Origin of the sequence: Streptomyces sp. GESEQ-4 (genome assembly GCF_017948455.1) — a bacterium.
Lineage (GTDB): Bacteria > Actinomycetota > Actinomycetes > Streptomycetales > Streptomycetaceae > Streptomyces.
Genome location: NZ_JAFFSU010000021.1, coordinates 78,505 through 91,364, shown reverse-complemented (window position 1 = coordinate 91,364; position 12,860 = coordinate 78,505). Strand labels below are relative to the sequence as shown.

The following is a 12,860-nucleotide window of genomic DNA, read 5'->3' as shown; positions in this document are numbered from 1 at the left end:
ACCCTAGGGGTGGGGGAACCGAGGGGGACCGTGGAGCGGCGTGCAGAGTACGACCCCGTGCCCGCCGCTCCACGGGGCAGCCAAGGGAAAAGGGCTGCTCAGCGAAGGGGCCGCTCAGCCGAAGACGGCCAGGCTCTTCGCCTTGCCCTTCTGCTCCTCGACAAGCGCGAGGAATTGGCCGTCGGGGTCGAACACGGCCACGGCGCCCCTGCCCGCGTACTCGTCGGGCATCTCCAGCCGTACGCCGTTCATCAGCAGCCGGGCCCGCCTGGCGTCCACGTCCCAGCGCGGGAACGCCGCCGCGGCGGCCTCGGCGATCGGCATCACGGTCAGCTCCTCCTGGAGCTGGTCCAGGGTCCGGGCCAAGTCCAGTTTGTACGGTCCGACGCGCGTCCGGCGCAGCGCGGTGAGGTGTCCGCCGACGCCCAGGTCGGCGCCCAGGTCACGGGCGAGCGCCCGGATGTAGGTGCCGGACGAGCAGACCACGGAGACGACCAGGTCGAGCACGGGGGTGCCGTCCTCGGCGACGGCGTCCCGGATGTCGTACACGGCGAAGGACGAGACGGTGACCGGCCTGGCCGGGATCTCGAAGTCCTCGCCGTCGCGGGCCCGCTTGTAGGACCGCACGCCGTCGATCTTGATGGCGCTGACCTTGGACGGCACCTGCATGATCTCGCCGCTGAGCTTGGCGATCCCGGCGTCGACGGCGTCGCGGGTGACCTTCGAGGCGTCGACCGACTCCGTGATCTCGCCCTCGGCGTCGTCGGTGAGGGTCGTCTGCCCGAGGCGGATCGTGCCGAGGTACTCCTTCTCGGTCAGCGCGAGGTGGCCGAGGAGCTTGGTGGCCTTCTCGACGCCGAGGACGAGCACGCCCGTCGCCATGGGGTCGAGGGTGCCGGCGTGACCGACACGTCGTGTCCTCGCGATGCCGCGCATCTTGGCGACGACGTCGTGCGAGGTGAAGCCCGACGGCTTGTCGACGATGACAAGGCCGTCGGGCGTCCGGTTCTTCTGCGTCATTCGGCGGCGTCGTCCTCGTCGTCACCCGGCTTCTTGTACGGATCCGCGTCACCGGCGTACGCGGCACCCGCGGACACCTCGCGCACCTTCTCGTCGGAGGCACGCGCCTTGTCGAGGAGGTCCTCGATGTTCTTGGCGGTGTCGGGAAGAGCGTCCGCGACGAAGGCGAGGGTCGGCGTGAACTTCACGCCCGCCGCCGCACCCACCGCGGAGCGCAGGACGCCCTTGGCGCTCTCCAGGCCGGCCGCGGCGGCGGCCCGCTCCTCGTCGTCGCCGTACACGGTGTAGAAGACGGTCGCCTCCCGCAGGTCGCCCGTCACCCGGGTGTCCGTGATGGTGACGTGCGAGCCGAGCCGCGGGTCCTTGATCCCACGCTGCAGCTTCTGGGCCACCACCTCTCGGATGAGGTCCGCCAGCCTCTTGGCGCGCGCGTTGTCGGCCACTGGTCCGTCTCCCGTTCTTTCCTGTCTTGGTTCTCTAGGTCAGTCGTCGTCGCCGCGGATCCGCCGTCTCACCGACAGCAGTTCCACTTCGGGGCGTCCGGCGACCAGCCGCTCGCACCGGTCCAGTACGTCGGTCAGATGCCCCGCGTCGCCGGACACCATCGCGAGGCCGATGAGGGCCCTGCGATGCAGGTCCATGTGATCCACCTCCGCCGCGCTCACGGCGTACTTCCGCTGCAGCTCTGCGACGATCGGGCGGACTACGGAGCGCTTCTCCTTCAGCGACCGTATGTCGCCGAGGAGCAGGTCGAAGGACAGCGTCCCCACGTACATGTTTTTGACCGGTTCACCCGCCGGTACGGGATCGGTGCCCCGCGGCTTTGATGGGCGGGGCTTCAAGAACGGTACCGTGCCCGTGCCGGGGGCTCGAAACGGTTTTGCCGGGGCTGCGCCCCGGCTCCCGCGTTGTCGCCGTGCGGATTGCCTTGTCGTGCGAGTGCGGGTGATCTGTGGCTTGTCGCGCAGTTCCCCGCGCCCCTTGGGCAAACTGCGGTGGCCGACGGGCTACAAGTCCCGTCGGCCACCGTCAGCCACTGGCCACTACACCCGCGGCTTCTCCCGCATCTCGTACGTCGCGATGACGTCGTCGACCTTGATGTCGTTGAAGTTGCCGAGGTTGATACCGCCCTCGAACCCTTCGCGGATCTCGGTGACGTCGTCCTTGAAGCGACGCAGACCCTCGATGTTGAGGCTCTCCGCGATGACCTTGCCGTCGCGGACGAGGCGTGCCTTGGTGTTGCGCTTGACCTCGCCGGAGCGGATGAGCACACCGGCGATGTTGCCCAGCTTGGACGACTTGAAGACCTCGCGGATCTCCGCCGTACCGAGCTCGACCTCTTCGTACTCCGGCTTGAGCATGCCCTTGAGGGCCGCCTCGATCTCCTCGATCGCCTGGTAGATGACCGAGTAGTACCGGACGTCCACGCCCTCGCGCTCGGCCATCTGCGCGGCACGACCGGCCGCACGGACGTTGAAGCCGATCACGATGGCGTCCGAGCCCATCGCCAGGTCGATGTCCGACTCCGTGACCGCACCGACGCCGCGGTGCAGGACGCGGATGTCGACCTCTTCGCCGACGTCCAGCTGGAGCAGGGAGGACTCGAGAGCCTCGACGGAACCAGAAGCGTCACCCTTGATGATGAGGTTGAGCTGCTGGACCTCGCCGGCCTTGAGCACCTTGTCCAGGTCCTCGAGCGAGACGCGGCGCGTGCGCTTGGCGAAGGCCGCGTTGCGCTCGCGGGCGGCACGCTTCTCGGCGATCTGCCGGGCCGTGCGGTCCTCCTCGACGACGAGGAAGTTGTCGCCCGCGCCCGGGACGTTGGTCAGGCCCAGGACCTGGACCGGCGTCGACGGACCCGCCTCGGCGACGTTGTTGCCGTTGTCGTCGTGCATCGCCCGGACTCGGCCGTACGCGTCGCCGACCACCATGGTGTCGCCGACCCGCAGCGTGCCGCGCTGGACGAGGACCGTGGAGACGGCACCGCGGCCGCGGTCGAGACGGGACTCGATCGCGATGCCCTGCGCGTCCTGGTTCGGGTTGGCCCGCAGGTCGAGCGAGGCGTCGGCCGTGAGGACCACGGCCTCCAGCAGGGAGTCGATGTTCAGACCCTGCTTGGCGGAGATGTCGACGAACATCGTCTCGCCGCCGTACTCCTCGGCCACCAGCCCGTACTCGGTCAGCTGACCGCGGACCTTGGTCGGGTCGGCGCCCTCGACGTCGATCTTGTTGACCGCGACGACGATCGGGACCTCGGCCGCCTTGGCGTGGTTGAGCGCCTCGATGGTCTGCGGCATGACACCGTCGTTGGCCGCGACGACCAGGATGGCGATGTCGGTCGACCGGGCACCACGGGCACGCATGGCGGTGAACGCCTCGTGACCCGGGGTGTCGATGAAGGTGATCTTGCGCTCTTCGTCGTTGACCTCGGTCGCGACCTGGTAGGCACCGATGTGCTGGGTGATGCCGCCGGCCTCGCCCGCGATGACGTTCGTCTTGCGGATGGCGTCGAGGAGCCGGGTCTTACCGTGGTCGACGTGACCCATGACGGTCACCACCGGCGGACGGATGACGAGGTCTTCCTCGCCGCCCTCGTCCTCGCCGAACTCGATGTCGAAGGACTCGAGCAGCTCGCGGTCCTCCTCCTCGGGGCTGACGATCTGAACCGTGTAGTTCATCTCGCCGGCGAGGAGCTCCAGCGTCTCGTCGGAGACGGACTGGGTGGCCGTGACCATTTCGCCGAGGTTCATCATGACCGCGACGAGGGACGCCGGGTTGGCGTTGATCTTCTCCGCGAAGTCGGTGAGGGAGGCACCGCGCGACAGGCGAACGGTCTCGCCGTTGCCGCGAGGCAGCATCACGCCGCCGACCGACGGGGCCTGCATGGCCTCGTACTCCTGGCGCCTCTGCCGCTTCGACTTGCGACCGCGACGCGCGGGACCGCCGGGACGGCCGAAGGCGCCCTGCGTGCCACCACGGCCACCGGGACCGCCGGGACGGCCACCGAAGCCGGGACGGCCACCGCCGCCACCACCGGGACCGCCGGGACGACCGGCGAAGCCGCCGCCGCCACCGCCGGGACCTGCGGGACGACCGGCGAAGCCGCCACCGCCACCGCCGCCGGGACGACCGGCGAAGCCGCCGCCGCCACCGGGACGACCGCCGCCACCGCCACCGGGACGACCGCCGCCGCCACCGGGACCGCGGCCGCCGGGGCCACCGCCACCGGGACGCGGGCCCGCGGCGGGACGCTGCGGCATCATGCCGGGGTTCGGACGGTTGCCGCCCGGACCGCCGGGGCCGCCGCCGGGACGGGGACCGCCCTGCGGACGGGGCATGCCCGACGGGCTCGGACGGTTACCGCCCGGAGCCTGCGGACGGGGACCGCCGCCGGCCGCGCCCTGGGGACGCGGACCGCCCTGGCCGGCACCCTGCGGACGCGGGGCACCCGGGCCGCCGGGACCACCGGGGCGCGGAGCGCCGCCCGGACGGGGCGCCTGCGGGCGCGCCATGCCGGTGGAGCCGCCGGAGGTGAAGGGGTTGTTGCCCGGACGGGGACCGGCCGGACGAGCGCCCGGACGCGGAGCCTGTCCACCCGGACGAGGAGCCTGGCCGCCGGGACGCTGGCCACCGGGACGGTCGCCACGGTCACCGCGGTCACCGCGGCGCTCACCGGGGCCGGTCGGACGGGCAGCGGGCTTCGGCGCACCGGGACGCGGCGCGGACGAAGGGGCGGGAGCCGACGGCGGAGCGGTGAACTCCGGGGTCGTGGGCGCTGCCGGGGCCGGACGCGGCGCGGGCTTCGGGCCCGGCGTCGCCGGGCGCGGACCCGGGGCGGCGGCCGGCGCGGGCGCCGACGGAGTCTCGGCAGCGGGCTGCTCGGCCGCTGCGGGCTTGGGAGCCGGCGGCTTGGGAGCAGCCGGACGTGCCGCCTGCGCCGGAGAGGGCGCGGCGGGCCTGGGGGCAGCCTTCCTGGGGGCACCGGGCTTGGCGGCGGACTTGCCATTGCCACCGGCCTGGAACGCGTCAGTCAGTTTGCGTACTACGGGCGCCTCGATCGTCGAGGACGCAGATCGGACAAATTCACCGAGTTCTTGGAGCTTGGCCATGACGACCTTGCTCTCCACCCCGAACTCCTTGGCGAGTTCGTATACCCGGACCTTAGCCACTTCGCTCCTTTTAGGTCCGGGTTGCGGCCGGACCGTCGCTACTTCATGGGCGTACTCATCGCGTGCTCATCGAGTGCTCATCGCAATCTCGACCTACTTCCAACTCGCGGGGTACCAGGGCCGCGCGGGGGTTCCGCACGACGCTTCTTACGGTGTCGCCTGCTCAGCAAGGTGCTGCTGGCAACCTTCTGTCTGCTCGACGTAGTGGCGCAACGCCTTTGTGTCGAGCGCTCCCGGGGCGCGCAGCGCCCGCGTGAACGCCCGGCGGCGTACCGCCAGGTCGAGACAGACCAGGGCGGGGTGAACGTAGGCACCCCGGCCGGGCAGCGTACCGCGTGGATCAGGGACGCATGCATCCTTGATCGCCACGATGCGCAGCAGATCAGTCTTGGCCGCTCGCTTCCGGCACCCCACACAGGTGCGTTCAGGGCATGCGCGGGCTCGCGTCCGGCCAGACACTCTTAAGTCTACCTCCCCGTGCCGACCTCACCCCATTGGGGCAAGAATCGAACGGTTCTTCACATGGATCTGTCGTGATCTAAGCGACGGGCGGCTTGGATCTATTCCCGGCCCTGCTCGGACGGCTGCTCGGTGTCCGGACGGATGTCGATCCGCCAGCCGGTGAGGCGGGCCGCGAGGCGGGCGTTCTGCCCTTCCTTGCCGATCGCCAGGGACAGCTGGTAGTCGGGCACGGTCACCCGGGCGGAGCGGGCGGCGAGGTCGACGACCTCCACCTTGGAGACCCGGGCCGGCGAGAGCGCGTTCGCCACCATCTCGGCCGGGTCGTCCGACCAGTCGACGATGTCGATCTTCTCGCCGTTCAGCTCACCCATCACGGCGCGCACCCGGCCGCCCATCGGGCCGATACAGGCGCCCTTGGGGTTCAGGCCGCTGCGGGTGGACCGTACGGCGATTTTCGTACGGTGGCCGGCCTCGCGGGCGATGGCGGCGATCTCCACCGACCCGTCGGCGATCTCGGGCACCTCCATGGCGAAGAGCTTCTTCACCAGGTTGGGGTGCGTGCGGGAAAGAGTCACGGAGGGGCCGCGGACGCCCTTGGCCACGCGTACGACGTACGACCGCAGCCGCATCCCGTGCGGATACGTCTCGCCGGGGACCTGCTCCTGCACCGGCAGGATGGCCTCCAGCCTGCCGATGTCGACGAGGACGTTCTTCGGGTCGCGGCCCTGCTGGACCACGCCGGTGACGATGTCGCCCTCGCGGCCCGCGTACTCGCCGAGCGTGGCGTCGTCCTCGGCGTCGCGCAGCCGCTGCAGGATGACCTGCTTGGCGGTGGTGGCGGCGATACGGCCGAAGCCGGACGGGGTGTCGTCGAACTCCCGGGGCTCCTGGCCCTCTTCGAGGTCCTCCGGGTCCTCCTTCGCCCACACGGTCACATGACCGGTCTCCCGGTCGAGCCGCACGCGCGCGTGGCGGCGGCTTCCCTCGGTGCGGTGGTAGGCGATGAGGAGGGCGGACTCGATCGCCTCGACCAGCAGGTCGAAGGAGATCTCCTTCTCCCGCACCAAGCCCCGCAGGGCACTCATGTCGATGTCCACGGCTACGCCTCCTCCTCTTCTTCCTTCATGTCCTTGTTGTCCTTGCGGTTGAACTCCACCTGCACCCGGGCCTTGACGATGTCGGCGAAGGCGAGCCTGCGCGCGGTGGCCTTGCGGCCCTTCACACCGGGTACTTCGACGTCCACGCCCTCGTCGTCCACGGTCAGGAGTCTGGCGACCAGCTCTCCGTCCTCGGCGAGCTGGAACTTCACGAGGCGGCCTGTGGCACGCAGATAGTGGCGGTGTTCCGTGAGCTCGCGCTCGGCACCGGGGGTTCCGACCTCGAGGGTGTACTCCCCCTGGCCCATCGCGTCCGTCTCGTCGAGCTTCGCCGAGAGCACACGGCTCACATCGGCGACGGCGTCCAGATCGGCGCCTTCGTCGGAGTCGACGACCACGCGCAGCACCCGCTTGCGACCGACCGAGTCCACTGCGATCTCTTCGAGATCCAGGCCCTGGGAGGTGACGAGCGGTTCGAGCAGTTCTCGCAGCCTCTCGCTCTGGGTGGTGCTCATCCGGGTGACTCCTCGGCCGCGTGTGCTGTTGTGGTTAGGTCGCGTGTCTGGTCAAAGGGTATCCGGTCACACGGGGTGTTGCCGTCCACCGGAACTCGGGCGGGTGCCGGTGAGTGGTATCGGACGTATGCGCGGGTACCGTGATCACGGGCGTGCTGCCCTCCCCTTCGTACGAGCCCCCCCGAGGACGTCTGCCGTGCCGTACCCCCCGCTGCCGCGCACCCCATCCGGGCCGCGAAGAAGGAGCCTGCTCATCTCGGTCGCAGGGAGCGCCCTGCTCGTGGGCTGCTCGGCCGAGTCCGACGCCGGCGGCACCGGCGGCAGCCCGTCGGCCGCCGACCGGGCACGCGCGCGTGCGGCCCGTGACAGCGAGGGGCTGGTGGCGCGGTACGACGCCGTGACCACCGCACATCCGGCGCTGACGGAGCGGCTGCGACCGCTGCGGGCGGAGACGCTGCGGCATGCGGAGGCGTTCGGGGCGACGGGAGCCACGTCCCCTTCGCCGACGCCCTCGGCGTCCGCGCCGGCCGCCGTCCCCACCGAGGAGAAGGCCGCCCTCGCCGAACTCGCCGCCGCCGAGCGGACCCTCGCGGACCAGCGGGCCCGGACGCTGCTGGACATGCCGGGCGAACTGGCGCGGCTGCTGGCGTCCGTGGCGGCGGCCGGGGCGGCGCACGCGTATCTGCTGACGGAGGGCGAGAAGTGAGCGAGGCCAAGGACGCGAACCTGAAGGCGCTCCAGGCAGCACTGGCGGCCGAGCATGCCGCCGTGTACGGCTACGGCGTCGTCGGCGGGCGCATCGACGAAGGACGTCGTACGGAGGCCAGGGCGGCGTACGACGCCCACCGGGCCCGGCGGGACGCGCTGGCGCGCGCGGTGCGGGACCTGGGCGGGACGCCGGTGGCCGCGGCCGCGGGCTACGCACTGCCCTTCGCGGTGCCGGACTCCCCGGCGGCCGTCCGGCTCGCCGCGGAGCTGGAGGACCGGGTGGCCGGGGTCTACTCCGACCTGGTGCGCGCCACCGACGGCGCGCGGCGGCGTACGGCCGCGGAGGCCCTGCGGGAAGCGGCGGTGCGGGCGGTGCGCTGGCGCGGCGAGAGCGTAGCCTTCCCTGGGCTCGCCGAGCGGACCACCGCGACGGCGTCGGCGACGCCCACGGCATGACGCCGGATGAGGAAAGGGGACGGCTCGCGTATGGCTTTCGAACCGCCGCGGCGTCTGGTCAGGGCGTTCGGAGAGACGGCACCGGAAGGTGACGACTGGCTGGAGAAGCTGCCCGAGGCGGCTCAACAGGCCGTCGAGCTACGCGAGTTGACCGTGGAGCGGGTCCAGGTGCCCGGTGGGCGCAGCAGCCTGGTCGTGCTGGTGCGGCTGCCGGACGGTACGCCCGCGGTGCTGAAGCTCGCCCCGCGCCGGGCACGGCCGGAGAGCGAGCGGGCCGCACTCGCCCACTGGGGCGGCCTGGGCGCCGTACAACTGCTGGAACCGTTCACCGCCGAGGGCGCGCTCCTGCTGGAGCGGCTGCATCCGGATGTGTCGGTGCGGTCGTTGCCGGAGGCGAAGGCGTTGCTGGAGGCGGCGGGGACGTTGCGGCGGCTGTGGGTGGAGCCGCCGGGTGAGCGTTCCTTCGAGACCGTGGCCGAGCGGACGGGGCGGCAGGCCGTGGCGATGCGGGGTGCGCCCGCGGAGTTTTCGGCCCTGGTGAGCGCGGCTCTCGACGCGCGGGAGTCGCTGCTGGCCGCGCCGCCCGAGGAGCGGTTGCTGCATGGGACGTTCCGGCAGAGCAAGGTGCTGGCCGGGGAGCGGATGCCGTGGTTGGCGGTGGGGCCGGATCCGGTGGTCGGGGAGTGTGCGTTCGATCTGGCGCGGTTGGTGCGGGATCGGGTGGAGGACGTTATTGCCTCGCCGTCGGGGGCGGCGACGATCCGTCGGCGGGTCAAGCGGCTTGCGGAGTCGCTTGAGGTGGATCAGGAGCGGCTTCGGGGGTGGACGTTGTTCCGGGCGGTGGAGTCGGGGGTGCGGGCGCTGAGGGTTGGGCGGCCGAAGGATGCGGAGTTGTTGCTGGAATTTGCCGGGTGGCTTTGAGGGGTTGTGTTCTGGCTGCGGGTGCGTGGGGGCTGGTCGCGCAGTTCCCCGCGCCCCTTTGGGGCGCGTCACCTGGTCGTTAGTTCAAAGCCGCAACGCAGCGGGCCGTTCCCCTCCCTATGGTCGGGGAACGGCCTGTTGCGTTGCTCTACGCGGACAGCCGGGCGATCGCCTCGTCGGCCGTCAGTTCCTCGCGTTCGCCGGTCCTGCGGTCCTTCAGTTCGAGGACGCCCTCGGCTGAGCGGCGGCCGGCTACCAGGATCTGGGGTACGCCGATCAGCTCGGAGTCCGTGAACTTCACGCCCGGGGAGACGCCCGCCCGGTCGTCGACGAGGACGCGCAGGCCGGCCGCGGCGAGCTTCGTCGAGACGTCGAGGGCCAGCTCGGTCTGGAGGGCCTTGCCTGCGGCGACCACGTGCACGTCGGCCGGGGCGACCTCCTTCGGCCAGCACAGGCCCTTGTCGTCGGCGGACTGCTCGGCGAGGGCGGCGACCGCGCGGGAGACGCCGATGCCGTAGGAGCCCATGGTCACGCGGACCGGCTTGCCGTTCTGGCCGAGGACGTCGAGCTTCAGCGCGTCCGCGTACTTGCGGCCCAGCTGGAAGATGTGACCGATCTCGATGGCGCGGTCGAGCTTGAGGCCGGTGCCGCACTTCGGGCAGGGGTCGCCCTCCTGGACGACCACGACGTCGACGTACGTGTCGACCTCGAAGTCACGGCCCGCGACGACGTTCTTCGCGTGCGTGCCCTCCTTGTTGGCGCCGGTGATCCAGGACGTGCCGGGGGCCACGCGCGGGTCGGCGAGGTAGGTGACCTTCTCGCCCAGGCCCTGCGGGCCGACGTACCCGCGGACCAGGTCGGGACGGCCCGCGAAGTCCGCCTCGGTGACCATCTCGACGACGGCCGGGGCGAAGTGCGCCTCGACCTTGCCCATGTCGACCTCACGGTCACCCGGGACACCGACGGCGACGATCTCGCCGCCGACCTTCACGAGCAGGTTCTTCAGGGTGGCGGAGGCCGGGACGCCGAGGTGCGCGGCGAGGGTCTCGATGGTCGGGGTGTCCGGGGTGGGGATCTCTTCGAGGGCGGGCACACCGTCGGCGTCCACCGGCTTCAGCTCGTACGTGATCGCCTCGGTGTTGGCCGCGAAGTCGCAGTTCGGGCAGTCCGCGAAGGTGTCCTCGCCGGCCTCGGCGGGGGCGAGGAACTCCTCCGACTTCGAGCCGCCCATCGCGCCGGCGGTGGCGGCGCAGATGCGGTAGTCGAGGCCGAGACGCTCGAACACCCTCTGATACGCCTGGCGGTGCAGGGCGTACGACTGGGCGAGGCCCTCGTCGTCCGTGTCGAAGGAGTACGAGTCCTTCATCAGGAACTCACGGCCCCGCAGGATGCCGGCGCGGGGGCGGGCCTCGTCACGGTACTTGTGCTGGATCTGGTAGAGGATCACCGGCAGGTCCTTGTAGGAGGACGCCTGGTCCTTCACCAGCAGGGTGAAGATCTCCTCGTGGGTGGGGCCGAGGAGGTAGTCGCCGCCCTTGCGGTCCTGGAGGCGGAACAGCTCGGGGCCGTACTCGTCCCAGCGGCCCGTCGCGTCGTACGGCTCACGCGGCAGCAGGGCGGGGAGCAGTACCTCCTGGGCGCCGATCGCGTCCATCTCCTCGCGGACGATGCGCTCGATGTTGGCGAGGACCTTCTTGCCGAGGGGCAGCCAGGACCAGATGCCGGCGGCGGTACGGCGGACATAGCCGGCGCGGACGAGCAGTTTGTGGCTGAGGACCTCGGCGTCTGCCGGGTCGTCGCGCAGCGTCTTCGCCATCAACTGGGACATGCGCTGGACCGGTGCGTTCGCCATGTGTCTCGTACTCCTGCTGCGTAAGGGTGATGGCAGGAGGTTAGCCGGGCGGTGCGGGGCGGTGGAAATCGGTTAACGGCGGCGGAGGGGGAGCTGGGCGCCCATCACGGCGTACGGCTTCGGGGCGCTGGGGAAGAGGACCTGGCGGGCCAGGTCCTGGTAGCCGAGGGAGTGGTAGAGGCCGCGGGCCGGGCTGTCGGTGTCGATCGCGGAGAGGATCGAGCGGGGTTCGTCGGCGGTGTCCGTGATCGTGGTGATCAGGGAGCGGCCGATGCCGCGGTTCTGGTAGCGCGGGTGGACATGCAGCTCGGTGATCACGAAGGAGTCGTCGAGCCAGTCGGCGTGGCCCTGGGCGCGGAGGTACGGCTCGACGACCGTGGACCACCAGTGGGAGCGGTCGTTGGGCATGCCGTAGACGAACCCGACGAGACGATCCGCCGCGGTGGCGCCGAACGCCCTTGCCCCTGGGTAGGTCATGTGCCGCAGGACGATCTGGCGGCGTACGGCGACCTCGTCGGAACCGAGTCCGAACGCCACTGCTTGGACTGCGAGCGCCTCGTCGATCCGGGCGGGGAGATCCAGGGGTCCGATCACGATGTCTTCGGGGTGGCGGTGGCCGTGACCGGGAAAACGCAGCATGTCGGGGAGACTACAGGGGGGTTCGGGGGGTCGGTTTCAGAAGAGCACGCTCATGAACGCCCCGACTTCCCGGAAGCCCACGCGCTTGTACGTCCTTCTCGCCGCCGTGTTGAAGTCGTTGACGTAGAGGCTGGCGACCGGGGCCACGTCCGCCAGGGCGTAGCGCAGTACCGCCGCCATGCCCGGGGCCGCGATGCCCCTCCCCCGGTACTCGGGGGCCACCCATACGCCCTGGATCTGGCAGGCGCGGTCCGTCGCGGCGCCGATCTCCGCCTTGAAGACGACCTTGCCGTCGGGGCCGAGGCGGGCGAAGGAGCGGCCGGCGCCGACGAGTTCGGCGACCCGGGCCTGGTAGAGGAGACCGCCGTCGCCGGCCATGGGCGAGATGCCGACCTCCTCGGTGAACATCGCCACGCACGCCGGCATGATCGTGTCCATCTCGTCCTTGCGGATGCGGCGGACGTACGGATCCGGGGGGATGTCGGCGGGGAGGTGGTCGGTGACCATGAGGGGCTGGTGGGAGCGGACCTCGCGGGCCGGACCCCAGCTCGGTTCGAGCAGGCGCCACAGCTGGGCGGTGGCCTCGGCGGGGCCGACGATGGAGGAGCAGCGGCGGCCGGCCCTGCGCGCCCGGTCCGCGAAGGCCCGTACGGCCCTCGGTGTCGCGCAGATCGGGACGAGGTTGGCGCCCGCGTAGCAGAGGGACGTCAGCATGCCGTCCTCGTACCAGCCCCACATCTCGCCGCCGAGCCGCCACGGGTCCAGGCCCGCGATATGCACCCGGGATGCCACGAAGGCGTTCGCGACCGGCTCGCGGTCGAGAACGGCGAGCGCGGCGTCCAGGTCACTCGGTTCGAGAACCCGGGAGGTGGTCTGGGTCAACACGTGCGGGGCCCTCACCCTGAAGTCTGCAGATCTCCGCACTGTACCTGCGGAAGCTGAGCGGCGCCGCCCCCGTGAAGGGGGCCGCCCGCTTCCCTCCGACCGTACGTTGAGGTGACCGCTCCTGGGGGCTGCCGTC

13 protein-coding genes are annotated in these 12,860 nt (G+C 71.1%); 3 read left to right on the top strand and 10 right to left on the bottom strand.

Features of this window, described 5'->3' with window-relative positions:
• Positions 1-114: 114 nt before the first annotated feature.
• The 7 genes from truB to rimP all read right to left on the bottom strand — a co-directional run bounded on the left by truB (position 115) and on the right by rimP (position 7,263).
• Entirely contained in the window at positions 115-1,020 is a 906-nt protein-coding gene (gene truB, locus KCH48_RS31715; RefSeq protein ID WP_210579014.1) for a tRNA pseudouridine(55) synthase TruB, read from the bottom strand.
• Positions 1,017-1,463, bottom strand: a complete 447-nt coding sequence (rbfA, locus tag KCH48_RS31710; protein WP_210579003.1) for a 30S ribosome-binding factor RbfA — start codon at positions 1,461-1,463, stop codon at positions 1,017-1,019. Before rbfA ends, truB begins: the two co-directional genes overlap by 4 nt.
• A gap of 39 nt (positions 1,464-1,502) precedes the next feature.
• Positions 1,503-1,796, bottom strand: coding sequence for a DUF503 domain-containing protein (locus KCH48_RS31705; protein WP_210579001.1), 294 nt, complete (start codon positions 1,794-1,796; stop codon positions 1,503-1,505).
• Positions 1,797-2,063: 267 nt separating this feature from the next.
• The gene (gene infB, locus KCH48_RS31700; protein ID WP_210578999.1) at positions 2,064-5,189 is read right to left on the bottom strand and encodes a translation initiation factor IF-2; all 3,126 of its coding nucleotides are present in this window, start codon (positions 5,187-5,189) and stop codon (positions 2,064-2,066) included.
• Positions 5,190-5,336: 147 nt separating this feature from the next.
• Positions 5,337-5,648 carry a YlxR family protein gene (locus KCH48_RS31695; RefSeq protein ID WP_210578998.1) on the bottom strand — a complete coding sequence of 104 codons (312 nt, stop codon included), beginning with the start codon at positions 5,646-5,648 and terminating at the stop codon, positions 5,337-5,339.
• A 101-nt stretch (positions 5,649-5,749) separates the two neighbouring features.
• Complete coding sequence (nusA, locus tag KCH48_RS31690; RefSeq protein WP_210578995.1) at positions 5,750-6,748, bottom strand: transcription termination factor NusA; 999 nt, start codon at positions 6,746-6,748, stop codon at positions 5,750-5,752.
• Positions 6,749-6,750: 2 nt separating this feature from the next.
• Complete coding sequence (rimP, locus tag KCH48_RS31685) at positions 6,751-7,263, bottom strand: ribosome maturation factor RimP (RefSeq protein WP_210578992.1); 513 nt, start codon at positions 7,261-7,263, stop codon at positions 6,751-6,753.
• A gap of 196 nt (positions 7,264-7,459) precedes the next feature.
• On the opposite strand from rimP, the gene KCH48_RS31680 reads away from it, so the two are divergent.
• The 3 genes from KCH48_RS31680 to KCH48_RS31670 are packed head-to-tail and all read left to right on the top strand — an operon-like array spanning position 7,460 to position 9,348.
• Positions 7,460-7,969, top strand: a complete 510-nt coding sequence (locus tag KCH48_RS31680; RefSeq protein ID WP_210578979.1) for a hypothetical protein — start codon at positions 7,460-7,462, stop codon at positions 7,967-7,969.
• A complete protein-coding gene (locus KCH48_RS31675; protein ID WP_210578978.1) occupies positions 7,966-8,427 on the top strand; it encodes a ferritin-like domain-containing protein in 462 nt (153 codons plus the stop codon). Before KCH48_RS31680 ends, KCH48_RS31675 begins: the two co-directional genes overlap by 4 nt.
• Positions 8,428-8,457: 30 nt before the next feature.
• Positions 8,458-9,348, top strand: coding sequence for an aminoglycoside phosphotransferase family protein (locus KCH48_RS31670; RefSeq protein WP_210578975.1), 891 nt, complete (start codon positions 8,458-8,460; stop codon positions 9,346-9,348).
• 148 nt (positions 9,349-9,496) lie between these two features.
• Here KCH48_RS31670 and KCH48_RS31665 read toward each other — a convergent pair whose 3' ends face one another.
• From KCH48_RS31665 to KCH48_RS31655, 3 genes are all read right to left on the bottom strand, one after another.
• Complete coding sequence (locus KCH48_RS31665; RefSeq protein ID WP_210578972.1) at positions 9,497-11,200, bottom strand: proline--tRNA ligase; 1,704 nt, start codon at positions 11,198-11,200, stop codon at positions 9,497-9,499.
• A 72-nt stretch (positions 11,201-11,272) separates the two neighbouring features.
• Positions 11,273-11,839 carry a GNAT family N-acetyltransferase gene (locus KCH48_RS31660; RefSeq protein ID WP_210578958.1) on the bottom strand — a complete coding sequence of 189 codons (567 nt, stop codon included), beginning with the start codon at positions 11,837-11,839 and terminating at the stop codon, positions 11,273-11,275.
• 36 nt (positions 11,840-11,875) lie between these two features.
• Positions 11,876-12,724, bottom strand: coding sequence for a GNAT family N-acetyltransferase (locus KCH48_RS31655; protein WP_210578956.1), 849 nt, complete (start codon positions 12,722-12,724; stop codon positions 11,876-11,878).
• Positions 12,725-12,860 lie beyond the last annotated feature (136 nt).